20 protein-coding genes are annotated in these 23,185 nt (G+C 60.2%); 12 read left to right on the forward strand and 8 right to left on the reverse strand.

Annotated features, from left to right (window positions below):
- The 4 genes from PSV38_RS12115 to PSV38_RS12130 are packed head-to-tail and all read right to left on the reverse strand — an operon-like array spanning position 1 to position 3,230.
- Positions 1-597: a chemotaxis protein CheC gene (locus PSV38_RS12115; RefSeq protein WP_300547740.1), complete on the reverse strand. Its 597-nt coding sequence runs from the start codon at positions 595-597 to the stop codon at positions 1-3.
- Positions 598-608: 11 nt separating this feature from the next.
- Positions 609-977, reverse strand: a complete 369-nt coding sequence (locus tag PSV38_RS12120; protein WP_300547741.1) for a response regulator — start codon at positions 975-977, stop codon at positions 609-611.
- Between the two features lie 28 nt (positions 978-1,005).
- A complete protein-coding gene (locus tag PSV38_RS12125) occupies positions 1,006-2,097 on the reverse strand; it encodes an ATP-binding protein (RefSeq protein ID WP_300547743.1) in 1,092 nt (363 codons plus the stop codon).
- Positions 2,094-3,230, reverse strand: coding sequence for an FIST N-terminal domain-containing protein (locus PSV38_RS12130; protein WP_300547745.1), 1,137 nt, complete (start codon positions 3,228-3,230; stop codon positions 2,094-2,096). The genes PSV38_RS12125 and PSV38_RS12130 overlap by 4 nt, the downstream gene beginning before the upstream one ends.
- Positions 3,231-3,650: 420 nt before the next feature.
- On the opposite strand from PSV38_RS12130, the gene PSV38_RS12135 reads away from it, so the two are divergent.
- From PSV38_RS12135 to PSV38_RS12150, 4 genes are all read left to right on the forward strand, one after another.
- Positions 3,651-6,230: an EAL domain-containing protein gene (locus PSV38_RS12135; RefSeq protein WP_300547747.1), complete on the forward strand. Its 2,580-nt coding sequence runs from the start codon at positions 3,651-3,653 to the stop codon at positions 6,228-6,230.
- Between the two features lie 172 nt (positions 6,231-6,402).
- Positions 6,403-7,251, forward strand: a complete 849-nt coding sequence (locus PSV38_RS12140; protein ID WP_300547748.1) for an HDOD domain-containing protein — start codon at positions 6,403-6,405, stop codon at positions 7,249-7,251.
- 13 nt (positions 7,252-7,264) lie between these two features.
- Complete coding sequence (locus PSV38_RS12145; RefSeq protein ID WP_300547750.1) at positions 7,265-8,560, forward strand: HD domain-containing phosphohydrolase; 1,296 nt, start codon at positions 7,265-7,267, stop codon at positions 8,558-8,560.
- On the forward strand, positions 8,557-9,108 hold the full coding sequence (locus PSV38_RS12150; protein ID WP_300547752.1) for a response regulator: 552 nt from the start codon (positions 8,557-8,559) through the stop codon (positions 9,106-9,108). The genes PSV38_RS12145 and PSV38_RS12150 overlap by 4 nt, the downstream gene beginning before the upstream one ends.
- A gap of 34 nt (positions 9,109-9,142) precedes the next feature.
- Here the strand turns inward: PSV38_RS12150 and PSV38_RS12155 are convergent, their stop codons facing one another.
- The 3 genes from PSV38_RS12155 to PSV38_RS12165 are packed head-to-tail and all read right to left on the reverse strand — an operon-like array spanning position 9,143 to position 12,468.
- The gene (locus PSV38_RS12155; protein WP_300547754.1) at positions 9,143-10,111 is read right to left on the reverse strand and encodes an alpha/beta hydrolase; all 969 of its coding nucleotides are present in this window, start codon (positions 10,109-10,111) and stop codon (positions 9,143-9,145) included.
- A gap of 45 nt (positions 10,112-10,156) precedes the next feature.
- Positions 10,157-10,993 (reverse strand): SDR family NAD(P)-dependent oxidoreductase, encoded by an 837-nt coding sequence (locus tag PSV38_RS12160; protein ID WP_300547756.1) that lies wholly within the window; start codon positions 10,991-10,993, stop codon positions 10,157-10,159.
- Positions 10,994-11,001: 8 nt separating this feature from the next.
- Entirely contained in the window at positions 11,002-12,468 is a 1,467-nt protein-coding gene (locus PSV38_RS12165) for an NAD(P)/FAD-dependent oxidoreductase (protein ID WP_300547758.1), read from the reverse strand.
- Between the two features lie 72 nt (positions 12,469-12,540).
- Between PSV38_RS12165 and PSV38_RS12170 the strand changes: the two genes are divergently transcribed.
- Both PSV38_RS12170 and PSV38_RS12175 read left to right on the forward strand, forming a co-directional pair.
- Complete coding sequence (locus PSV38_RS12170; RefSeq protein ID WP_300547760.1) at positions 12,541-13,233, forward strand: TetR/AcrR family transcriptional regulator; 693 nt, start codon at positions 12,541-12,543, stop codon at positions 13,231-13,233.
- Between the two features lie 96 nt (positions 13,234-13,329).
- On the forward strand, positions 13,330-13,731 hold the full coding sequence (locus PSV38_RS12175) for a c-type cytochrome (RefSeq protein ID WP_300547762.1): 402 nt from the start codon (positions 13,330-13,332) through the stop codon (positions 13,729-13,731).
- Between the two features lie 6 nt (positions 13,732-13,737).
- Here PSV38_RS12175 and PSV38_RS12180 read toward each other — a convergent pair whose 3' ends face one another.
- The gene (locus tag PSV38_RS12180; protein WP_300547763.1) at positions 13,738-14,664 is read right to left on the reverse strand and encodes a hypothetical protein; all 927 of its coding nucleotides are present in this window, start codon (positions 14,662-14,664) and stop codon (positions 13,738-13,740) included.
- A gap of 262 nt (positions 14,665-14,926) precedes the next feature.
- Here PSV38_RS12180 and kdpF point away from each other — a divergent pair, with 262 nt between their 5' ends.
- Genes kdpF through PSV38_RS12210 form a run of 6 tightly spaced genes read left to right on the forward strand, consistent with a single transcriptional unit; the run spans position 14,927 to position 22,889 of the window.
- Complete coding sequence (kdpF, locus tag PSV38_RS12185) at positions 14,927-15,019, forward strand: K(+)-transporting ATPase subunit F (RefSeq protein WP_300547765.1); 93 nt, start codon at positions 14,927-14,929, stop codon at positions 15,017-15,019.
- The gene (kdpA, locus tag PSV38_RS12190) at positions 15,016-16,737 is read left to right on the forward strand and encodes a potassium-transporting ATPase subunit KdpA (protein WP_300547767.1); all 1,722 of its coding nucleotides are present in this window, start codon (positions 15,016-15,018) and stop codon (positions 16,735-16,737) included. The genes kdpF and kdpA overlap by 4 nt, the downstream gene beginning before the upstream one ends.
- A gap of 7 nt (positions 16,738-16,744) precedes the next feature.
- Positions 16,745-18,835, forward strand: a complete 2,091-nt coding sequence (kdpB, locus tag PSV38_RS12195) for a potassium-transporting ATPase subunit KdpB (RefSeq protein WP_300547769.1) — start codon at positions 16,745-16,747, stop codon at positions 18,833-18,835.
- A gap of 13 nt (positions 18,836-18,848) precedes the next feature.
- Positions 18,849-19,427 carry a potassium-transporting ATPase subunit KdpC gene (gene kdpC, locus PSV38_RS12200; protein ID WP_300547771.1) on the forward strand — a complete coding sequence of 193 codons (579 nt, stop codon included), beginning with the start codon at positions 18,849-18,851 and terminating at the stop codon, positions 19,425-19,427.
- A 47-nt stretch (positions 19,428-19,474) separates the two neighbouring features.
- A complete protein-coding gene (gene kdpD / locus PSV38_RS12205; RefSeq protein WP_300547773.1) occupies positions 19,475-22,183 on the forward strand; it encodes a two-component system sensor histidine kinase KdpD in 2,709 nt (902 codons plus the stop codon).
- 13 nt (positions 22,184-22,196) lie between these two features.
- Positions 22,197-22,889 (forward strand): response regulator, encoded by a 693-nt coding sequence (locus PSV38_RS12210; RefSeq protein WP_300547775.1) that lies wholly within the window; start codon positions 22,197-22,199, stop codon positions 22,887-22,889.
- Positions 22,890-23,185: the final 296 nt, after the last annotated feature.

Below are 23,185 nucleotides of genomic sequence, written 5' to 3' on the forward strand. Positions count from 1 at the left end.
TCAGAATCTTTCGATGAAAGCGTCGACGGCTCGTTCGACCATGGCGATCTGTGTGTCTGACATCAAGATGACCAGGTGGCAGGAAAAGCTGTGTCGTTCCAATTTGAAATTGACCTCGACAAACAGCACCTGCTTGGTCTCAATCTGCTCAACGCGAAGTAAATTGGCCACCGCACCATGCTCACCCATCAACGCCGGCGCAGAGAATCCGATGTCAATTCGAAATTGTTCTGCCATCCCGCCCAGGCATGCCCCAACCAGTACGTTGGTGACATCCAGAAGGAGTTCGTTTTCAGAGCCAGGGGTCGGATCGGGCTCGTATCCGAACAACTCAGCCAACTGATTGCAGTGCTGATGGTTGTAGATCACCAGCGCTTCACCACGCAGTTGCCCATGAAAAGCCTGCCGCACCCCCGAGACGTCTTTGCAGCCCACCATCTCTGCCACTTTATCGGCAAGCTGCAACCCTTCCACGGTCAGGATGCGAGGCACCGACAACTCGACGAACTCATTGAATATTCGAGCGATCGAATCACCTGCCCGACCCATGCCGATGTTGGTGATCTCCTGCAGCGCATCACGCTGGTCTTCGTTCAAGAGCGGCGCCTTCATAGTGCCAATCCGTATTCTTTGAGCACCGCGTGAACGGCTTCTGCGTTGATCGGCTTGCGCATGAAAGCGATGGCCCCCAGTTGTTTCACCCGTTGCTGAGACTCTGGTTGGATGTCGGCTGACACCACGATGACCAGGCAATTCATGTCTTCTTTTTTCAGATGTTCAAGAACCTGAAAACCATCCATGACGGGCATGGTCAGATCAAGAAACATCACATCAACCCCCCCTTCCCGATAGGCCTCAAGGGCCTGCAGGCCATTGGAGGCTTGGCGAATGGAAACGTCCCAGGAAGGCGGCAGCGCCGCAATCAGCATCTTGCGCGCCATGGCGGAATCGTCAACAACCAGAACCGATGTGCTCATGTAAGACCCTGCATATGTGATGACGCGATCATTCCGGCGAATTGATTGGCTGACGGATTGGCAGCACCATCCGGAAAACGGTGCCGCCACCTGATTGACTTCCTACAGTGATCTGCCCATGGTGCTTCTTGACAATGCCATAGGACAGCGACAAGCCCAGGCCCGTTCCCTTGCCCACGGGCTTTGTGGTGAAGAATGGATCGAAAATGCGCTTAAGGTTTTCTGGCGCAATGCCATGTCCTTCATCCGCGATCTCGACAAACACTGCGGTCGGCAACGACATGCCCACGGTCACAGTGATTTTGCCGTGCCGCTCATGCATGGCATGCGCGGCATTGACCAGTAAATTCATGAAGACTTGATTCAGCTGAGATGGCATGCACTCCACATCGGGAATGTCGCCATAATTCTTGACCACTTCAGCGACATACTTGATTTCATTCTGAACAATGTTCAAGGTGCTGTCCAGCCCACTGCGCAGATCGGCCCACTGCCATTGCGCCTCATCCACGTGCGAGAAGTCCTTCAGATCCTGGACAATCTTGCGAACACGGTCGATGCCGTCAATGGATTCACTCACAAGGTTTGGGATGTCTTGGCGCAGGTATGCCAGATCGATTTGCATGCGCAGGCTCGACATGCGTTCCCTGATCGACTCAGCCATGTCGGCCTCATGCGATTCATAAGCCGCGATCAAATCGAGGAGGCTCTGAACATACTTGCGCAAGGTGCCCATGTTGGAGCCCACGAAGCCGATGGGATTGTTGATTTCGTGTGCGACTCCAGCCGCCAGCTGCCCAATGGAGGCCATCTTTTCTGCTTGCAGAAGCTGATGATGCGCTTCTTCCAGTTTTTTGATCAATGCCTGCTGTTCAGAGTGCTCCTGAAGCAACGCTTGCTCAACCACATGGCGCTCCTGGAGTTCAAACTGCAACTGAGCATTGCGCTCAGTCAGTTCTGTCGACATCAACTCCAGAGAGAGCTCAATGGCACTTCGGTCAACGTCTGCATCGCCATAGGCTTCGCTGATGGCCGCCAACAGCGAAGCCAAATCGTCAGGTCTCACCCCATCGGCGAGGTGTCGCCGAATCTGACGTTCAAGCAGCTTGTGATAGCTCACCGCTCAGCGAACGTTGTGACCGTCATGGTCTGATTGTGCAGCTCACACTTGGTGAGGCTTTCATGCGGACAGATCTCACCGTAAGAGTAAAAGCCGGCCAAGGTGGCCTGAGGCCCCAAAACGTCCCGGACACTCTCGATCTCTTCCTCGACACGCTGCTTCAGCACCAGCTTGCGTCCGACACAACTGATCAAAATGGCCAAGTCAGGCGCAAAACTGTCCAGTCTTTCCAGCCCCACACGCGCGGCACCAGCGGCACCGTCGATCAAACGATCAAAGTTGGCTTTCATCAGGCGCGCATGGGTACCCTGAGGCACGTCACCGGCGAAGGTCATGCTCCCCTTGCTCTCGTCCACGGCCAAAATGGTGCGGACCACGCTGCCGTTGATGGAATCACCACGCAGGGCCAAAGGAAACAACAAGGCGCTGGATGGAAGCTGCTTGGCATGTTCGCCCAGGTATCTCTTGTACAGATCAAGCGCCGACTGACCATCCAACTCAAACAGCACATTGCCGCTCGAACGCGTCACCAGTCGCTCAGGGCCAAAGCTGTCCCAGCCGCCCATCGACCCATAGCCAACCCTTAGGCGCTCGCCATAAAAGCCAATGGCCGCCACACACTTCTCCGACGCCTTGGTGCCAACGCAAACCAGCGTATTCTGAAAGCGCTCGCCGTCGCCTGCCAGCCCGCCAGTCACCGCCACCGGCGAGGGAAGGTTTTCACGCAAACCATCCGCCAGCGCGGTCCCATTGACATGGAGTCCATCAGACAAAACCATGACATGCACCAGTCCAGGAGCGTTGAGTTCCGCGGCCAATGCAGCGCCTGTCTGGTAGCTGTCCAGGGCATTCCCAACCATGGCACTGGCCACACGAAGCTTCGAATGCTCGAAATGCACTGCAGTGACTACCAGCGTGTTGTCTTGAACGCTCATACCGCAGATCTCGCCCGCAGTAGAACAGCCGACGATGACGGCCTGTGGATACCAAAGGCCAACTTGATCCAATGCCCCTGCATTCTGGAGGGATTGAGGCGATCCAAAAGCCAGAACGCATTGCGCTTGGGTTTCCATCCTGGGTTTTTCCTGGGACCAACCGGCCAATGCACTCCACGTCAATTGCTCTGTCTGCATAGGGCTTTCCAACTGCGATGGGGACGCTCCCCAGACCAAACTTCGGCAATTCGGCCACGTGATTGAGCACACATGGACACGGCGGCACATCCATGTGTGGATTTGTGACGATGAGTGGCCTTTTACGCTTCCATCCCGACATGGATCGAACAAGCCCACCAGCAACATGGGAAAGCCGAGGTTCAGCGCCAAATGGTGCACATTCAAGGTGGCGCGTGCAGGTCAGGCACCCTCACCCCACGTTGACATCAGCGATTCCCGGCGAATTCACACATGTAGGCTGCCTAAGGCATGAGCTGACCATCATGTTCAAGAAGGATGAACCGATAGAAACATGATGAAGCCTCGCGCAGCTGGTTACAAAGTTCACATCCAAGCGGATGGAAACTTTCCTGCAGCGGTGGTGGCGAAGGAGGCTCCGTGAACGAAACCAACGGACAGCCCATCCTGGTGGCTGAATCGGAACAAGCGCTCCACATGAGTCGCTTCATGCTGGATCGCTCACCCATGGCAATGGTGGTGGTGACCGAGGAAGGTCAGCTTCACTACGTCAATGAGGCGGCTGAAAAGCTGCTTGGATACAGCAAGGAATGCATGTCGGAGATGACCATCTTCGACATCGCGCCGCACAGGCGGCCAGACATGTGGCACAACAGCTGGAACACCCTGAGACAGATGGGCAGTTGGACTTTGGCCAGTGACTGGCGCGCAGCCGATGGCCACACCATCCCGGTCGAACTGAATGCGTCCTATCTGGAGTACGGCACCGAGAGCTACATCGTGCTCTATGCCCATGACACGTCAGGACGCCAGGAGGCTCAGGCGCAGTCATTCCGAGTGGCTCACTTTGACGTCTTGACTGGCCTGCCCAACAGTCAGATGCTGCAGGACCGCCTGCAAACTGAAGCCAAGCTGGCGATCCATCAAGGAAGGCGAATTGCATTGTTGGCGGTTGCGATCAATGAAATCCAGAAAATCAATGAGTCGCTGGGCTACGCGCTGGGAGATCAATTACTGTTGATGCTGACCCGCAAAATGACCGCTGGTTTGCGCAGATCGGACACATTGGCCTACATGGGCACCGGCGAGTTCATGCTTCTAATGGCAGATGAGGGGCAACTGGATGAGGACCTGGCGTTGCAACTAAGCCGTCAACTTCAGGAGACTCTTTCCGGCCCGATCAATCTTGATGGAACGGTGGTCAAGGTGTCGTGCGACATCGGAATCGTGCTTTTCCCGCAGGACGGAGACGATGAGCCACGCCACGCCTTGAGACAAGCCGAAGCCGCCATGCGGATGGCGCAAGCCATGGGCCCCGACCAGATCTGCTTTTTCACAGACGAGGCCAATGCCAAAGTAGGAGACAGGCTGGCCCGTGAGGCCGCTCTTCGAGAGGCGCTGGTTCGGCAAGAGCTGTATCTTCAATACCAGCCCCAGATCGACCTGGGGACGGGGCAGATGGTGGGGGCCGAAGCCCTGGTTCGCTGGCGCAACGCTCTGTTCGGGGACTTGGCCCCCGATGACTTCCTACCCATGGCTGAGGAAACCGAACTGATCCTGGAGATCAGCACCTGGGTGCTCGTCACAGCCTGTGAGAGCGCCGTGCGGTGGCAACAGGCGGGATTGCCGACCTTGCGAATGGCCGTGAACATGTCGGCAAAGCAATTGAATCAACCCGACATTGCCCGCTCCATCGAAACCATTTTGAGAAAGACCGGCCTTGATCCGCATTGCCTGAGCATCGAGGTCACGGAAAGCATGCTGATGAATGACCTTGAGCGTGTCGCCGTTACCCTGGGTGAGCTCAAGTCCATTGGTGTGCACATTGCACTGGACGACTTTGGCACCGGCTACTCCAGCTTGGCAAACTTACGCCGATTGCCCATTGACGTGATCAAGATTGGAAGATCGCTCGTGCCCGACGTCACAGCGGCCACGCAAGATGTGTCCGTCACACGGGCCATCATCAATCTGGCACACAGCCTTCAGATGAAGGTGATGGCGGTGGGTGTCGAAAGCGATGGCGAAGTAGCGCTGCTGGTCGCCAATCAGTGCGATCAGATGCAAGGCTTCTACTTCAGTGAGCCTTTGCACGAGCCCGACATGCTGGCGTTGCTGCGTGAGAAGAAGTGCCTAACCCAGCAGATGCTTGGCCGCAAAACCCGCAAGCGCACGCTTTTGCTGGTCGATGATGAAGAAAGCATCGTGTCATCACTCAAGCGCCTGCTGCGCCGTGACGGGTATGACATCGTCACGGCCAACAGCGGTCCTCAAGGCTTGCAGCGCCTGGCCGAATACGAGGTGGACGTTATCCTGTCTGATCAACGAATGCCCGGAATGACCGGGGTTGAGCTTTTGCGCAGAGCGAAGGAGTTGTACCCGAAGACGGTGCGCATGGTGCTGTCGGGGTACACCGAACTTCAGTCGATCACTGATGCGATCAACGAGGGTGCCATCTACAAGTTCCTGACCAAACCATGGAATGACGAGCTGGTTCGTGGGCACATCAAAGAAGCCTTTCAGCAAAAAGAAATGGCCGACGAGAACCTGCGGCTTGATCGTGAGGTTCAAGGCGCCAACCTCGAGTTGGCAGAGGTCAACAAGCGGCTCCAGCATCTTCTGGTTTCTCAGCAAGAGCAGATCGATCGGGAGGAAACCAGCCTCAGCATCGCCAGGGAAGTGCTGGAGAACATCCCGACCCCTCTCATCGGTTTCGACCCGGAGGGCATGGTCGCATTCATGAATACCGATGCAGAAAAGCTGTTCCACGATGCAGGGACCCTGCTGGGCATGCGCATCGATGACCTTGGGTTGGCACCCTTGGCCGACCTCTGGCGCGCCAGTGATGGTTTTCACCATGACATTGATGTCAATGGTTTGACGTTTCGCGCAGTTTGTCGCCCGATGACTGGTGCTTCGCGATCGAGGGGGGCCCTCATGGTCCTCACGCCGCAGGCCACAGTGACACCGTGGCCACCCTCTGATGGAGGCTCAACATGACACCAGATCCAGCACCTGAAACGGCTGAAAAACCCACTGCACCGGCATTCACAGAAGCGCAGCGAGAGGAAATAAGGCGCCTGCTTGAGCACCGGTTCCGGCACATCCTCCGCTCTGGCCAAGTCAGCCCGCTGTTCCACCTGATGATGCGGTACAAACTTGGTACTCTGCCATGAGCAATCTCGTGATCACGCCGGACCAATTCAAAGCAAAAGTCAGGGAACTTCCCTCCTTGCCAGCGGTGGTGATGGAACTCATTGCCTCTCTTGGCAATGAATCCTTGTCATCGGACGACATCGCGGTGAAGTTGTCGCGAGATCCCGCTTTGAGCGCCAAGACCTTGCGCATGGCCAATTCGGCCTTTTACGGCATGACCAGGCAAATCGGCTCCATTCCCGAAGCCTTGACCATATTGGGCATGAGAACCGTGCGAACGGTGGTGGTGGCCGCAGGGGTCACGGGGAGCTTAAAAGCACCTCAAGGCATCGACTACGAGTTCAACGGCTTCTGGCGGCATGCTGTGGGTGCAGCACTGTGCGGCCAAGCCCTCGCCCGTGAGTTGCAAATGGACAGCGACATTGGATTCGCCGCAGGACTGCTGCATGACATCGGGCGCATTGCCCTGGCCTGCGCCTACCCCGACGTCTACGTGAAGGTTCTGGCCCACCAGCGCGACAATGATCTGTTGCTGATCGAGGCCGAAAGGGCCTTGATGAACATTGACCACGCCGTCGCCGGCGCACGGATCGCTGAACACTGGCGGTTTTCACCCGTGATTGTCGAAGCCATCGAATTTCACCACTCGCCATCCATGCACCATGGTCCAGGGCTGGTGGGGTTGGCGCACCTTGCTGATGCGTTCTCGCACGCACTGGGTTTTTCGGGTGCGTCGAATGAGACCGTGCCTCCGACACCGCCCGACATCTGGGCGGCCATGTTCCCAGGCGAGGACGCCTGCATGGCCGCGTTCAGTCAGGTGCAAGCCCAGTTCGAGGATGTGTGTCAGTCCTTGCAGGTCTGACCTCAGGAGTCTCATGGATACCCCCGAAACCTTTACGCGGACCGTGCTTTGCGTTGATGACGAGCCGAGCATCCTTTCCGCCATGAAGCGCCTGTTCCGCTCCTCAGGGCATCGGATCCTGATCGCTGAAAGCGGCGCTGCGGCCTTGGCGTTGCTCGAGTCCGAACCCATCGATCTCATCATCTCGGACATGCGCATGCCGATGATGACGGGAGCCGAACTGCTCTTGCAGGTGCGCACGCGCTGGCCGGACATCACGCGGCTGTTGCTGACAGGCTATGCAGACATTGACTCCACCATCTCGGCCATCAACGAGGGGCAAATTCACCGCTACATCGCCAAACCCTGGAAAGACAGCGAGATTCTGGGCACCGTTGCGGAAGCCTTTGAACGCAAGGCACTGATCGCCGAGAAGAACCGGCTTGAAGCCCTGAGCATTCGACAGAATGAGGAACTCAAGACGCTCAACGCCACGCTTGAGCAGAAGGTCGAAGAGCGCACAGCAGAACTGGCGCAACTCAATGACCGCCTGAAGAAGAACTACTTCAACTCGATCAAGTCCTTCTCCAATCTGATCGAATTGCGGGGGGGCCAATTGGTTGGGCATTCACGCAAAGTGGCCGACCTGGCAAGACGCACGGCAAAAGTGCTGAATCTGGATGACGCACAGTCCCACGAAGTCTTCATTGCCGCCTTGATGCATGACATCGGCAAGATCGGCCTGTCGGATGTGACGCTGTCCAAACCTGTCTCCAAGATGACGCCGGAAGAGTCGACCCGCTACAGGCTTCACCCCATTTTTGGCGAGCAGGCTTTGATGGGCTTGGATGACATGCAACCCGTGGCGGCCTTGATCAGATCCCACCATGAGCGCCACGATGGCCGTGGGTTCCCGGATGGACTCAAGGAGGAGGCCATCCCTGTTGGCGCGCGCATCCTGGCCATCGTCGATGCTTATGAAGGCATGCAAGCAGGTCACCTCATCACGGAATGCCTCTCGACGAATGAGGCACGCACCATGATCGGCCGCGGACGAGGCACACAATTCGATCCGCTGGTACTCGATGCATTTCTGAGCCTGTTTGCAAAACCGCCCCCACCGCCCACACACCGTCCGCTCAAGCTCAGGACGGATGAGTTGAGGCCCGGCATGATCCTCGCCGTTGATTTCCTGTCTGCGGAGGGCGTACTGCTTTTGGCTGCAGACCATGTGTTGACCGATGAGTTGATTGCCCGCATCAAGACGTTTGAACGGCGCGGAGGCCAGCCCATCTTGTTGGCCATCAAGCACGCACAGGAGCGACCATGAGCCGCGTACTCCTCGTTGACGATGAGCCCAATGTGGTTTTCGCCCTGCAACGTTTGCTGCGCAGAGCGCTGCCGGTATCCGTCAAGGTAGAAGGTTTCGACAATCCACTCAAGGCGCTGGCCCGGGCCGACATGGTGCCGTTCGAGGTCATCGTCAGCGACTTTCGCATGCCTCAGATGAATGGCATCCAGTTCCTGGCGCAAGTGCGAGAGAAACAGCCCCATGCCGTTCGGATGATTTTGAGTGCCACCACGGAAGTCGAGACCATCATGACGGCGATCAACGACGTCGAGGTATTCCGCTATCTGACCAAGCCATGGTCGGAAGATGAGTTGGTGTCATCCATGAAACAGGCCCTGGCGCGCGCTGAGAAGAACCTTCAAGAGCGCATCGCCGTGGACGACATGCTCGTGAGGAAAAATGGCTTAAGCGCCCAAGAGGCTGAAAAAAGGCGTCTGGAGGAGCAGGAGCCGGGCATCACACATGTGGAGTGGGGACCGCATGGCGAGGTCCTCATGCCGGGCCTGGATGACGACTTGAGCAACTAGCGCGTCAACACGCAAGTCACGGGCTTGTTCGACCTCAAGCGCCCCACTGCTTCATCAGGAACTGAGCCTGCCGCTGCAAAGCCAGCGTGGCGCTGGGCATGATGCCCGCGTGAATCTGGAACACGTGCCAGCGCTCTTGGTAGATCTCCAGCTCGACATGGCGGTCGAAGCGCTTGGCCGCGTGCGCCAGCCAGACTGAGTCGTCGTGCAGCACCTCGATCTCGCCCACCTGCACCAGCGTGGGCGGCAAGGTGGACAGGTTCTGGCGCTTGGGAAAGGCCAGCGGATGATCGTGCTGAGGGCGGTACCAGGTGAAGCCCTGGTGGCCCCACTCGATGTTGATCATCGGGTCCAGCTTGCGGTACTTCTTGACGCTCTGGCTGTCGAGCTTGGCATCGAAGGCAGGCGACATCATCACCAGGCACTTGGGCCCTTCAATGCCCGCCAGCTCAAGCGCCTTGGTGACCAGCAAGGTCAAGGTGCCACCGGCCGAGTCACCGGCAATGGCAATGTTCTCGGGCTTGAAGCCGTCTTTCAGCAACTGCTTGTAGCCCGTCACCGAATCCTCGATCTGCGCCGGGAACGGTGCCTCGGGCACGCGTCGGTAGTGGATGGCCAGCACCTGGCAATTGGCGAACTTGGCCAGGCGGGTGGTGATGCTGCGGTGGCTGCGCGGGCTGCCTGCCACGAAGGCGCCGCCGTGCAGGTACAGGATGGCATGCTTGGGCTTGTCCAGGCCCTTGGGCGTGATGCGCTCGGCCGTCATGTTGCCAACCATGATCTTCTCGACCTTGACGCCGCTCGTGCCCGGCATCACCACCGACAGCATGTGCAACACGCCACGCTGCAACTGCGGTGGCAGCGGCGGCTTCATGATCGACTTGAAGAAGGCCCGCAGCGCAAAGCGCATGGTCGCCGCCGTCGCGGTTTCGAGCAGGCCCGGCAGGGGCGGATAACGGCGGATCACGGGCTCGCCAGCAGCGGCGGCATCGTCGTAGGACATGTCAGGGCTTTCGGATCTCAAAACATCGGGCGCACTCATGGCTCATCAACCCATCATCTTCTTGAAGAAGAAGGTCACCAGCGGCTGGTACCAAGAGCCTGTCAAGCGCACCAGCTTGTCGAGGAAGACCGCATCGGGGCCGACCAGCACGCGGCGCTTGTTTTGCTCGACGGCGCGGATCATCGTGCGCGCAGCGCTGTTGGCCGTGGTGGTGTTGAGCAGCTTGTCGAAGCGGCGGCGAGCCACTTCGAGGTCGGTGCCGGGCTTGGCCATCGACGGGTCGAGCTTGGCCGACATGGCAATGTTGGTGCGGATGCCGCCCGGGTGCACGCAGGTGGCGCTCACGCCGCAGTTCTCGACATCCAACTCCTGGCGCAACGATTCGGTGAAACCGCGCACCGCGAACTTGCTGGCGTTGTAGGTGCCCTGTGTGGGCTGCGACATCAGGCCGAACAGGCTGGAGGTGTTGACGATGTGGCCTTCGCCCGACTTCTTGAGGTGCGGCAGGAAGGCCTTCGTGCCCCACACCACGCCCCAGAAATTGATGCCCATGATCCACTCGAAATCTGCAGGCTTGACCTTGTCGATGGTGGCGCCCAAGGCCACACCGGCGTTATTGAACACCAGGTTGACCTGGCCGAATTCGGTGGCGACCTGGTCGGCCCAGGCGTTCATCGCTTCGCGGTTGGCCACGTCCAGCTTGGTGGTGGACACCTTCACGCCATGCTTTTTGACCAGCGCGGCGGTCTCGGCCAGACCGGTTTCGTTCACATCGGACAAGGCCACGTGGCAGCCACGTTGGGCGAGTTCCACCGCCAGTTCACGGCCCATGCCGGAGGCTGCGCCCGTGATGGCGGCCACTTTGTTTTTGAAATTTTTCATGGATGTTCTTATTTGGCTTTGATGACGTAATCGGCCAGCTTGAAGGAGCTGGTGGCCTGGCGGTAGCGGAAGGTGAAGCCCGGCCACAGCGTGGTGTTCTTGCCGCTGGCGTTGACGTACCAGCTCTTGCAGCCCGAGGCCCAGACGGTGCCCTTCAGGCGCGACTGCATGTTCTCGACGAACTTTTGCTGAGTCTCCTCGCGCACATTCACCACCGCCATGCCCGCCTTGCGCATCTTCAGGATCGCGTCCAGGGCGTACTGCACCTGCGACTCGATCATGTAGACCATGGAGCTGTGGCCCAGGCCCGTGTTGGGGCCCATCAGGAAGAACAGGTTCGGGAAGCCCGACACCGACATGCCCAGGAAAGCCTCGGGGCCGCCTTGCCTGGCCCAGCCATCGGACAGGTCACGCCCACCCAGGCCGGTGTAGGCGCCGCGAGGCACCAGTTCCTGCACCTTGAAGCCGGTGCCCCAGATGATGACGTCGGCGGGGTGCTCGAGGCCATCGGCCGTGACGATGCCCTTGGGGGTGATGCGCTGGATGTGGTCAGGAACGATCTTGACGTTGTCGCGCGCCAAAGCCGGATAGTAGTCGTTGGAAACCAGCACGCGCTTGCAACCCGCGCTGAAATTGGGCGTCAGCGCCTTGCGCTTGGCCGGGTCCTTCACGTGCTTGTTGATGTGGCGGCGGCCCAGAACCTCCAACAACTTCAGGATCTTGGGCGAGATCACGAAAGCCACCACGCGGCCTTCCAGGATCCAGTAGGTGGTCCAGCGGTGCAGCTTTTGCGTGAAAGGAATCAAGCGCGTGATGCGTTTGGCCCACTCCGAGCGCTGCCAGTCGGGCTTGGGCATGACCCAGGGCGCCGTGCGCTGGAAGTAATCCAGGCGAGCCACCCTGGGCGCGATCTGGGGCACGAACTGGATGGCGCTGGCGCCCGAGCCGATCACCGCCACGCGCTTGCCGCGCAGGTCAATGTCGTGACGCCAGTTGGCCGAATGGAACATCTCGCCCTCGAAGGTTTCGCTGCCTTCGGTTTTGGGGACAAAGGGATTGCTCAGGGCGCCCGCACCAGAGACCAGCACCTGGCCTGTGAACGCCCGACCGTCTTCGGTGGACACCACCCAAGTAGAGGTGGCTTCGTCAAAACGCGACGCCACCACATTGGCGTTGTAGCGAATGTGCGGCAAGATGCCATATTTCTCGGCACAACGGCGGAGATAGGACCAGATCTCGGGTTGCGGTGCGAATTGCCGCGACCAATCCGGATTGGCTTCGAATGAATAAGAATACAGGTGCGACTGCACATCGCAGGCGCATCCAGGGTAGTGGTTGTCACGCCAAGTACCGCCCACATCGTCGGCCCGCTCCAGGATGACAAAATCGTCCACGCCCGACTGCTTCAACCGGATCGCCATGCACAGGCCCGAAAAGCCCGTGCCCACGATCACCACACCCGCTCGCTCACCCATACATTCGTCTCCGAGTCCACTGCCGCACTGCACCATTTTGACAATGGTCAACTTCAAAAATAGTATTTGACAATGGCTGTTTCCAGAACCAGGGTTAACCCCGAAATACCCTCTACTTCGGGGACCACCGGCCGACGTTATGCGGGGGTTGATCCGGAAGAGCGCCAGCGCCAGCGTAAGGCGCGCCTGGTTGAAGCCGCGCTGGCGGTGTTTGGCGAAAAGGGCTTCCACCCGGCCACGGTGCGGGACGTGTGCAAAGAGGCGAAACTCACCTCGCGCTATTTCTACGAATCCTTCGACAGCATGGAGGCCTTGTTCCGATCGGTGTATGGCTCGATCAGCCGAGAGCTGATGCAGGTCACCATCGTGGCCTTGGCGCAGTGCCCACCGGACCCGGAAAAGTTGTCGGAGGCCGCCATCCGCGCCTTTCTGGAATTCATCCAGGAAGACCCTCGGCGCGCGCGGGTGGGCCTGATTGATGCCCTGAACGTGGGCGAAGGCATGAACTCACTGGCCAACAAGGCCAGCCAGGACTACGCCCAACTGGTGGGCGCCTTCGTGAGCCAGTTCTTCCCCAACCTGGCCGAACTGGGCCTGAACCCCACCATCATTGCCGACGGCCTGGTGGGTTCGAGCAACCGCATCGCCACGCAGTGGGTGGCCGAGAAATGCAAGACGCCGCTGGACGAAGTGCTGCACAACTGCGTGAGCATCTTCCGGGCCTGCATTGAAATGGCCCAGCGCGGCTCCACTCCCCCGCCATGACCTTCTGTGGATATTTTGTGGAATAGCACCGCTTTTCAGGCATCCAGACCTGGGTGTGCCGCGTAGGTTGTAAGAACAAAATTCCACACCACCATCATGAAGATCGCCATGGCCTTGCTCGCCTGCTCACTCACGGGATGGCATGGGGTGACGCAGGCCAATCCCGATGAACTCGCGCCCGGGCAGGCCCTGTATGAGTCGAAGTGCCTGAAGTGCCACTCGGTCAGCACCAATGAAGTCGGCCCTCGGCATCAGAACGTGGTGGGCCGCCGGGCCGGATCGGTGCCCGATTTTGTTTATTCCACCGCGCTCAAGCAGTCCAAGGTGGTGTGGACCGAAGAGATGCTGGACCGCTGGCTGAGCAATCCCGAAGCGCTCATACCAGGCCAGGAGATGGACGTGCGGGTGCGCTCAGCCGAAGAACGCCGCTTGCTGATCGCCTACCTGAAATCGCAATCAACCTCAACTTCACCGCCCTCCTTGACTTCGAAACACTGACAGCGATTAGCCCGCAGAGGCCTGGGCGCTCATCGCCTGGCGCTGACGTTCATGCTGACGCCGCTTGATCTCCAGGAAGGTGCTGCCCTCCATCTCGTGCAATTGGCGGGGGTACTGCTCCATGGAGGCCAGGAAGCGCGTCAGACGGCGATCGAAGCGCTGGTCGGCCGGCACATCCAGCGCTTGCAGGCAGGCGTCGATGGCCAGGTAATAGCGCATGGCATTGCGCTCAACCGCACCGCGCACACCGTCGATGTAAATGGACTGACCACGGCCGTCCTTGCCCGTTTGGCTGAAGCCGACCTTGGACCGGCCAGCCGTGGCCAGGTAAGCCTTGGTGGCCAGATGGCCCGCCATGCTGGACGCGTAGGAGTAAGACAGGTGGATGAAGCTGCGGTTGCCACCCAGGGACACCGCCTCGACCACAAAGCGGTAATTGCTGGTGCCCAGCGGCCCTTGCGCTGCGTGCAGTTGCACCTGGAAATAGTCGGGCGCGTCGGACGCCAGTGAATAGTTCAGGTTCAAGGGGTAGGCATCTTCAACCGGCTGTTCGAGCTTTTTACCGATCGCCACCTTGAGCACCGATTGGCCCGACGGGGGCGACTCGCACTGCTTGGTGTTCGGGTGCAGGATCATCACATCGCACCACCGGGCCGGATCTCGCAAGGCCTGCTGCACTTTGGTGAAGGGATATGCCACCACCGCATAGATGTCACCCCTGGTCTGGCCTGAAGACTCGCTGGAATCGATGACCAGCGGGCGCAAAAAGGCACTGTTTTGCAGCGAAGGGCTCAGTTGGCTGAATTTTGCGCGCAGTTCAGGCGCCGAGGAGCCAGCGGCCCCCAGGGCATAGGCCGACGCCAGCCATGGCAGGGCGGCCAGGACTAGCAGGATCCTTGCCACGTGGTGCTGAAAAAGGGGGATTTTGGTCATGGTGTGCTCCTTGCACCCATGTGGTGGCAATCCGCTTGCCTGCAAGTGTTCAAAAACCTGCTGGCCTTTGAATTCGTCTTAACGCAATCTTTATGCGCAGCACTGAAAGCTTACCTCCATCTTGATGCGTTCGTTTCTACGATTCAGCCATCTCATCAAGGAGCGCTTTCATGGACTTCGTTTTTCTAGCGCTCACCGCTGCATTCTGGCTTGTGCTGGCCGGCATGGCAGTGGGTTGCGCCAAGCTTGGAGGGCCCGCCAAATGACTTGGCTCTACATCCTGGGTGGCGTGGTGTCGGTGGGCCTGCTGGTCTACCTGTTGGCCGCATTGCTGCAACCGGAGAAGTTTTCATGAACACGCAGGCCTGGTTACTTCTGGCGGCTTTCAGCACCGTGTTGTTGCTGTTGGCCCTTCCCACTGGGCGCTACATCGCCAATGTGATGGAAGGCAAGCTTCGTTTCACGGGACGATTTGAAAATGGCTTGTTCCGCCTTTGCGGTATCAAGGCCGACACCGAGATGGGCTGGTTGCCATATGCGCTGGCCATCCTGTTGTTCAACGCTCTTGGCGTGCTCGCGGTCTATGCATTGCAGCGCCTGCAGGTGTGGCTGCCGCTGAACCCGCAGGCCATGGGCAATGTCTCGCCTGATTTGTCGTTCAACACCGCAGTGAGCTTTGTGACCAACACCAATTGGCAGGGCTACAGCGGTGAACAGACCATGGGCTACCTGACCCAGATGCTGGGCCTGGCCGTGCAGAACTTCTTGTCGGCGGCCACCGGCATCGTGGTCGTCATCGCATTGATCCGCGGCTTTGCGCGCCACTCGGTCAAAAGCATCGGCAATGCCTGGGTTGACTTGACCCGCGTCACGCTGTGGATCCTGGTGCCCATCTCGTTTTTGTACGGCGTGTTCCTGGTGCAGCAGGGCGTGGTGCAAAACTTTGACGCCTACAAGGATGTGCAGACCCTGGAGGTCGTCAAGGCTCAGAGCAGCGCTGGACAAACGCTCGCCATGGGGCCGGTGGCTTCGCAAGAGGCGATCAAGATGCTGGGCACCAATGGCGGAGGCTTCTTCAACGCCAACTCGGCACACCCTTTCGAGAACCCAACAGCGCTGACGAACTTCGTCCAGATGCTGTCCATCTTCCTGATCCCGGCAGCGCTGTGTTTCACGTTCGGCCACCTGGTTCAGGACAGACGTCAGGGGTGGGCGGTCCTGGTCGCGATGTCACTGTTGTTCGTGGCGGGCGCCATCACGGCCATGAGCTTTGAACAGCAAGGCAATCCCCGGATTGCAGCGCTGGGCGTTGACCAAAGCGTCAGCCTGACCCAGTCAGGCGGCAACATGGAAGGCAAGGAGACTCGTTTTGGCATCGCTGCCTCGGCGCTGTTTGCCACCATCACGACCGATGCGTCTTGCGGTGCAGTCAACTCCATGCACGACTCCTACACCCCGCTGGGTGGCATGGTGCCTTTGGTGAACATGCAACTGGGTGAGGTCGTCTTTGGCGGCGTGGGCACCGGGCTCTACGGCATGTTGGTGTTCGCCATCCTGGCCGTCTTCATCGCCGGTTTGATGATTGGGCGCACGCCCGAGTACCTGGGCAAGAAGATCGAGGCCTACGAGATGAAGATGAGCTCCATCGCCATCCTCGTGACGCCGCTGCTGGTCTTGCTGGGCACGGCCGTGGCCGTGATGAGCGATGCCGGACGCGCCGGCATCGCCAACCCGGGCGCGCATGGGTTCTCGGAGATCCTGTACGCCTTGACCTCGGCAGGCAACAACAATGGCAGCGCATTCGCCGGGCTGTCGGCCAACACGCCGTTCTACAACGTGCTGCTGGCCGTGGCCATGTGGTTTGGCCGCTTCGGGGTGATCGTGCCGGTGCTGGCCATGGCCGGCTCGCTGGCGGCCAAGAAGCGCATCGCCGCCACCAGCGGAACGATGCCGACGCATGGCCCGCTCTTTGTGGTGCTGCTGCTGGGCACGGTGTTGCTGGTCGGCCTGCTGAACTATGTCCCCGCCCTGGCCTTGGGTCCTGTGATTGAGCACCTGGTGCTCTGGAAGTGAGTGAAACATGACTCGCCAAACCTTTACCCTCTTTGACGCCGCACTGCTCAAGCCAGCCGTCGCGGACGCCTTCAAAAAGCTGGATCCCCGTGTCCAATGGCGCAACCCGGTGATGTTCGTCGTCTACGTCGGCAGCATCATCACCTCGGGGCTCTTCCTTCAAGCCTTGGGTGGCCAGGGCGAGGCGCCCGCAGGCTTCGTTCTGGCGGTGGCCCTGTGGCTGTGGTTCACGGTGCTGTTCGCCAACTTCGCCGAGGCCATGGCCGAGGGCCGCAGCAAGGCCCAAGCCGCCTCGCTGCGCAGCCTCAAGAAGGAGACCTGGGCCAAGAAATTGGAAGAACCTCACCAGGGGGCCCAATGGCACCCGATTGAATCTCAGGACCTGCGCAAGGGCGACACCGTGATGGTCCTGGCAGGCGATGTGGTTCCGGCGGATGGCGAGGTGATCGAAGGCGTCGCCTCGGTGGACGAAAGCGCCATCACCGGTGAGTCCGCCCCGGTGATCCGGGAGTCCGGTGGCGACTTCTCGGCGGTCACGGGGGGCACACGCGTCTTGTCGGACTGGATCATTGTTCGCGTCACCGCCAACCCCGGTGAAACCTTCGTGGACCGCATGATCGCGATGGTGGAAATCGCCAAGCGCCAGAAGACCCCCAACGAAATCGCGCTGACGATTCTGCTGGTGGCGTTGACCATCGTGTTCCTGGTGGTGACGGTCACCTTGCTGCCTTTCTCACTGTTCAGCGTTCAGGTGGCTGGCGCAGGCGCCCCCATCTCGATCACCGTGTTGATCGCGCTGCTGGTGTGCCTGATCCCCACCACCATCGCGGGCTTGCTGTCGGCCATCGGCGTGGCGGGCATGAGCCGGATGATGCAGGCCAATGTGATCGCCACCTCCGGTCGTGCCGTGGAGGCCGCTGGCGATGTGGATGTGCTGCTGCTGGACAAAACCGGCACCATCACTTTGGGCAACCGGCAGGCCTCGGCCTTCTTGCCCGCACCCGGCGTGAAGGACAATGAACTGGCCGACGCGGCCCAGTTGGCTTCGCTCGCTGACGAGACGCCAGAAGGCCGCAGCATCGTGGTGCTGGCCAAGCAGAAGTTCAACCTGCGCGAACGGGACATCCAGTCACTGAACGCCACCTTTGTGCACTTCTCGGCACAGACCCGCATGAGCGGAGTGGACCTGCCAGATACCGAGCACCAGGCGCCAAAGGTTCGCCAAGTGCGCAAAGGTGCGGCCGAGGCAATTCGCCAGCATGTCGAGGCCTTGGGTGGCACCTTCCCCGCCGCGCTGAATGCCGCCATTGAGGAAGTCTCGCGCCGTGGCAGCACGCCGTTGGTCGTGGCTGACGGCTTGAAAGTGCTGGGCATCATCGAACTCAAGGACATCGTCAAGGGCGGCATCAAGGAACGATTTGCGGAACTGCGCCGCATGGGCATCAAGACGGTGATGGTCACCGGTGACAACCGGCTCACGGCAGCGGCCATTGCTGCGGAAGCCGGAGTCGATGACTTCCTGGCCGAAGCCACCCCCGAGCAGAAGCTGGCACTGATCCGCGAGTACCAGGCTGGCGGCAAGTTGGTGGCCATGACAGGCGACGGCACCAACGATGCTCCTGCATTGGCCCAGGCCGACGTGGCCGTGGCGATGAACTCGGGCACCCAAGCCGCCAAGGAAGCAGGCAACATGGTGGACCTGGACAGCAACCCCACCAAGCTGATCGAGGTGGTCGAGACCGGCAAGCAGATGCTGATGACGCGCGGCTCGCTCACCACCTTCAGCATCGCCAACGACATCGCCAAGTATTTCGCCATCATCCCGGCGGCTTTCGTCACCACCTACCCGCAACTGAGTGCGCTCAATGTGATGCAGTTGGGCAGTCCGTCGTCGGCCATTCTGTCGGCGGTGATTTTCAACGCGCTGATCATCATTTTTCTGATTCCACTGGCGCTCAACGGCGTGCCTTATCGGGCGCTGGGTGCGGCCGCGCTGCTTCGCCGCAATCTGCTGATCTATGGCCTGGGCGGCGTGATCGTGCCCTTCATCGGCATCAAGCTGATCGATCTGTTCATCACCGCCACTGGTTTGGTCTGATCTGGAGCCCCACATGCAAAACATGATTCGTCCCGCCGTGAGCCTGTTCGTCGCGCTGACCGTGGTCACCGGCGTGCTCTACCCTCTGGCCGTGACTGGTGTCGCCAAGGCGGTCTTTCCCGAGCAGGCGGCTGGCAGCTTGATCGTCAAGGATGGCAAGACCATCGGCTCCGCGCTGATCGGCCAGAGCTTCACCGATCCCCAATACTTTTGGGGCCGCCCATCGGCCACCAGCCCGATGCCTTACAACGCCAGCGGTTCCAGCGGCTCCAACCAGGGGCCCTTGAATCCTGCCCTGGTGGAGGCCATCAAGGGCCGCATCGAAGCCTTGAAGGTGGCCGATCCCGGCAACGTCTTGCCCATCCCGGTTGACCTGGTCACCGCATCGGCCAGTGGCCTGGATCCCCACATCAGCGTCGCCGCTGCACAGTACCAGGCCGACCGCGTGGCTCGCGTGCGCGGGCTTTCAAGCGAGGCCGTTCATGCCGCGATCACGCGTCACAGTGAAGGTCGATGGTTGGGGCTCTTGGGTGAAGCCCGCGTGAACGTGCTCAAGCTCAACTTGGACATTGATCAGATGACGGTTCGTTGAGTGGTGTGAACACCGGCGCCTGGAAGAAAATGCATCATCATCAGCCCATGCCAGACACCCGCCCCGATCCAGACCAGTTGCTGGCGCGCCTGAAACAGGAGCAAGCACAAGCGCAAAGAGGCAAGCTGAAGATCTTCTTCGGTGCCTCCGCAGGCGTCGGCAAGACCTACGCCATGCTGTCGGCGGCGCGCAGTTTGAAGCAGCAAGGGATGGGGGTGCTCATCGGCGTGATCGAGACCCATGGCCGAGCGGAGACCGAGGCATTGGTGGAGGGGCTGGATCGGCTTCCCCTCAAGGAGGTTCTTCACAAAGACCGAACGCTCAAAGAGTTTGACCTTGACGGTGCGCTGAAGCGCAAACCCCAACTCATCCTGGTCGATGAACTGGCGCACTCCAACGCGCCCGGCTCACGCCATCCCAAGCGCTGGCAGGATGTGGAAGAACTGTTGGACGCGGGCATCGACGTCTGGTCGACCATGAACGTGCAGCACCTGGAAAGCCTCAATGATGTCGTCACCGGCATCACGGGCATCCGCGTTTGGGAGACCGTTCCTGACCGCGTTTTTGACGAAACCGACGAAGTCGTCATCGTTGACCTGCCTCCCGACGAGTTGCTCAAGCGTTTGAAGGAAGGCAAGGTCTACCTGCCGCAACAGGCCGAGCGCGCGGTGCGCAACTTCTTTCGCAAAGGTAACCTCATCGCCTTGAGGGAGCTGGCGCTTCGGCGCACCGCCGACCGGGTCGATGATGAAATGCTGCAATACCGCAGCACCTTGTCAACCACGCCTGTCTGGCAAACGCGCGAATCCTTGCTGGTGTGCATCGGCCCAGGCGAGCGTTCCGAGAAGCTGGTGCGGGGCGCCGCCCGCATGGCCGCTCAGCTGGACGTGCCCTGGCACTGCATCTACGTTGAAACACCCAAACTTCAGCGACTGCCCGATGCTGCCAGGCACAGAACCCTGCGGGTGTTGAAGCTGGCCCAGGATGCGGGTGCCACGACGGCCACCTTGGCAGGCCATGCCATGGCCAGAACCATTGTCAAATATGCCCACGAGCACAACCTGTCCAGGGTATTGCTGGGCCGCAGCACCGGCCGCAAAACGCACCCTTGGCGCGCCACCTTGGCAGACGCGGTGGGCGCGCTGGGGCATGATCTTGACGTGATTCAGATCGCGCTGCCCGCCAGCCAGCGAGACGAACGCAAGTCGGCACCGGCCAACGACAACACCGAGGGCACCGCCATGCTGCCAAAGGCATGGCGTGCTTACCTGTGGAGCGCAGCGGTGTGCGGGCTCGTGGCCTGCCTGATGGCTCCGCTGCACTCGGTGCTCGACACCGCCAACATCGTCATGTTGTTCCTGCTGGCCGTCGTCTATGTGGCCGTCAGGTTCGGACGGGGCCCCGCCGTGATGGCCGCATTTTTGAGCGTGGGCGCTTTCGACTTCTTCCATGTGGCGCCACGGTTTGCCTTCAGCGTCAGCGACGCTCAATATTTGCTGACCTTTGCGGTGATGCTGGTCGTGGCATTGGTGATTGGCCAGCTGACCGCCGGGCTGAAGTTTCAAGCACGCGTGGCCACCTTGCGTGAAGAGCGTGTCAGCGCCTTGTACAAGATGTCTCGGGACTTGTCAGGCGCTTTGATGGCCGAGCAGATCGCCGAGATTGCCGCCCGGTTTCTGCGCTCGGAGTTCGAAGCCAGATCGGCCATCATGGTGAGCGACCTGCAAGCCCGTGTCATGCCCGCATTGCCACAGCCCGATCTGCCCGTGGGCATTGACACGGGCATCGCGCAATGGGCTTTCGACCACGCCGAGACGGCAGGCCATGGCACCGACACGCTACCGGGATCACCGTTGCTCTACGTTCCGCTCAAGGCGCCGATGCGCGTTCGCGGCGTCCTGGTGCTTGAGCCACGGAACCCAAAGCGGCTCATCGGCCCCGAGCAGCGCCGCCTGCTCGACACCTGCGCCTCGCTGCTCGCGATCTCGCTGGAGCGCGTGCACTATGTCGAGGTGGCTCAGAGCACCACCGTTCAGATGGAATCCGAACGCCTGCGCCACTCTCTGTTGGCGGCCATCTCGCACGACCTGCGCACCCCCCTGGCGGCACTGGTGGGCATGGCGGACACCTTGGCCTTGAGCCGCCAGCCGAATGATCCGCAGGGCGAGATGCTGGTCTCCATCCGCGAGTCTGCGTTGAGGATGAACGCCCAGGTCAACAACCTGCTCGACATGGCCCGGCTTCAATCCGGCCAAGTGCACCTGAACCTCCAATGGCAAGCACTGGAAGAGATCGTGGGCGGCGCTTTGCGCGCCATGACGGGCACCTTGGAACCTGGGCGAGTGCGGGTGGTGTTGCCCGAGGACTTGCCCTTGCTGCACCTGGATGCGGTATTGTTTGAGCGGGTGCTGTGCAACCTGCTGGAGAACGCCGTGAAGTACACCCCCACCAACAGCCCCATTGAGATTGGGGCCTCGGCATCAAGCGACAGGGTGCGCCTGACCATCTCTGACCAAGGCCCTGGCTTGCCAAAGGGCCGGGAAGCGGCCATCTTCGAGATGTTCGAGCGTGGCCACAAGGAAGGCACCACCCCCGGCGTGGGCTTGGGCCTGGCCATTTGCCGCGCCATCGTCGAAGCCCACAGCGGCACCATCCACGGCAAAACCAGGCCCCAAGGGGGCGCTCAGTTCACCATCGAGTTGCCACGCGGCACACCGCCTTCCATCGACGACATTGAAGATGTCGCAGCAAGCTGAAAGGGACATGGTCATGAGCGAGTCGGCCCCACGGGTGTTGTTGATCGAGGACGAGGACCAGATCCGCCGATTCGTTCGCCTTGCACTGGAGCGCGAAGGCTTCGAAGTGCATGAGGCGGCCAACCTAGAACGCGGGCTGATCGAAGCCGGCACGCGCAGACCAGACCTGGTGGTGCTGGACCTGGGGCTGCCCGATGGCAACGGCCTGGACCTGATCCGCGACCTGCGCACCTGGTCGGATGTGCCGGTGCTGGTGCTGTCAGCCCGCACCACTGAACAGGACAAGGTGGGCGCACTGGACGCTGGCGCGGACGACTACCTGGTCAAGCCCTTCAGTGCCGTCGAACTAGTGGCCCGGGTGCGTGCTCACCTTCGGCGCCGCTCCAGCGTTGTGACCGACGGCAGCACCATCATCGAGTTCTCCGACGTCCGGATTGACCTGGCGCGCCGAACCGTCGAGCGCGCTGGTCAGGCTTTGCACCTGACGCCGAACGAATACCGTTTGTTGACGCACATCACCGGGCATCCTCACTGCGTGCTCACGCACCGACAAATTCTGACTGCCGTGTGGGGTTCAAGCCATTCGGAGGACAGTCACTACCTTCGGGTCTACATGCTTCAGCTGCGCAAAAAGATCGAAGTGGATTCATCACGCCCGAGGCACCTGATCACCGAGACGGGCGTGGGGTATCGGTTCGTGCCTTAGAGCTTCACTGAGCGCGCCCTCTTTATCCTGTGACATTGCAATCGGCGGCGCCTGAAGTCGCGGGGGATTCAATGCTCTGACAATGCGAGTCATCCCACGACCTCAAGGTTCGTGGGGCAGACATCTTCCTGGTCCGCGGCCCTGCCCCCCACTTGAGGGATGGACGGTGGCGTCGATCACCGTGACGATGCGATCGCCCCGTGGGGTTCAATTACATCAAATCAGGGGGAGGACAAGGCGTCCTCCATTTTTTTGCCTAAAGCGCACCCAAGACCTCCGGGCTCGGGTGCGCTTGG

Origin of the sequence: Aquabacterium sp., from assembly GCF_029946005.1 — a bacterium.
GTDB lineage: Bacteria > Pseudomonadota > Gammaproteobacteria > Burkholderiales > Burkholderiaceae_C > Aquabacterium.

Coding starts and splice junctions, on each gene's coding strand:
- PSV38_RS12120 (WP_300547741.1), bottom strand. CDS start 977: ATGAGCACATCGGTTCTGGTTGTTGACGATTCCGCCATGGCGCGCAAG.
- PSV38_RS12130 (WP_300547745.1), bottom strand. CDS start 3,230: ATGCAGACAGAGCAATTGACGTGGAGTGCATTGGCCGGTTGGTCCCAG.
- PSV38_RS12140 (WP_300547748.1), top strand. CDS start 6,403: ATGAGCAATCTCGTGATCACGCCGGACCAATTCAAAGCAAAAGTCAGG.
- PSV38_RS12145 (WP_300547750.1), top strand. CDS start 7,265: ATGGATACCCCCGAAACCTTTACGCGGACCGTGCTTTGCGTTGATGAC.
- PSV38_RS12150 (WP_300547752.1), top strand. CDS start 8,557: ATGAGCCGCGTACTCCTCGTTGACGATGAGCCCAATGTGGTTTTCGCC.
- PSV38_RS12155 (WP_300547754.1), bottom strand. CDS start 10,111: ATGTCCTACGACGATGCCGCCGCTGCTGGCGAGCCCGTGATCCGCCGT.
- PSV38_RS12160 (WP_300547756.1), bottom strand. CDS start 10,993: ATGAAAAATTTCAAAAACAAAGTGGCCGCCATCACGGGCGCAGCCTCC.
- PSV38_RS12165 (WP_300547758.1), bottom strand. CDS start 12,468: ATGGGTGAGCGAGCGGGTGTGGTGATCGTGGGCACGGGCTTTTCGGGC.
- PSV38_RS12170 (WP_300547760.1), top strand. CDS start 12,541: ATGGCTGTTTCCAGAACCAGGGTTAACCCCGAAATACCCTCTACTTCG.
- PSV38_RS12175 (WP_300547762.1), top strand. CDS start 13,330: ATGAAGATCGCCATGGCCTTGCTCGCCTGCTCACTCACGGGATGGCAT.
- PSV38_RS12180 (WP_300547763.1), bottom strand. CDS start 14,664: ATGACCAAAATCCCCCTTTTTCAGCACCACGTGGCAAGGATCCTGCTA.
- kdpF (WP_300547765.1), top strand. CDS start 14,927: ATGACTTGGCTCTACATCCTGGGTGGCGTGGTGTCGGTGGGCCTGCTG.
- kdpA (WP_300547767.1), top strand. CDS start 15,016: ATGAACACGCAGGCCTGGTTACTTCTGGCGGCTTTCAGCACCGTGTTG.
- kdpB (WP_300547769.1), top strand. CDS start 16,745: ATGACTCGCCAAACCTTTACCCTCTTTGACGCCGCACTGCTCAAGCCA.
- kdpC (WP_300547771.1), top strand. CDS start 18,849: ATGCAAAACATGATTCGTCCCGCCGTGAGCCTGTTCGTCGCGCTGACC.
- kdpD (WP_300547773.1), top strand. CDS start 19,475: ATGCCAGACACCCGCCCCGATCCAGACCAGTTGCTGGCGCGCCTGAAA.
- PSV38_RS12210 (WP_300547775.1), top strand. CDS start 22,197: ATGAGCGAGTCGGCCCCACGGGTGTTGTTGATCGAGGACGAGGACCAG.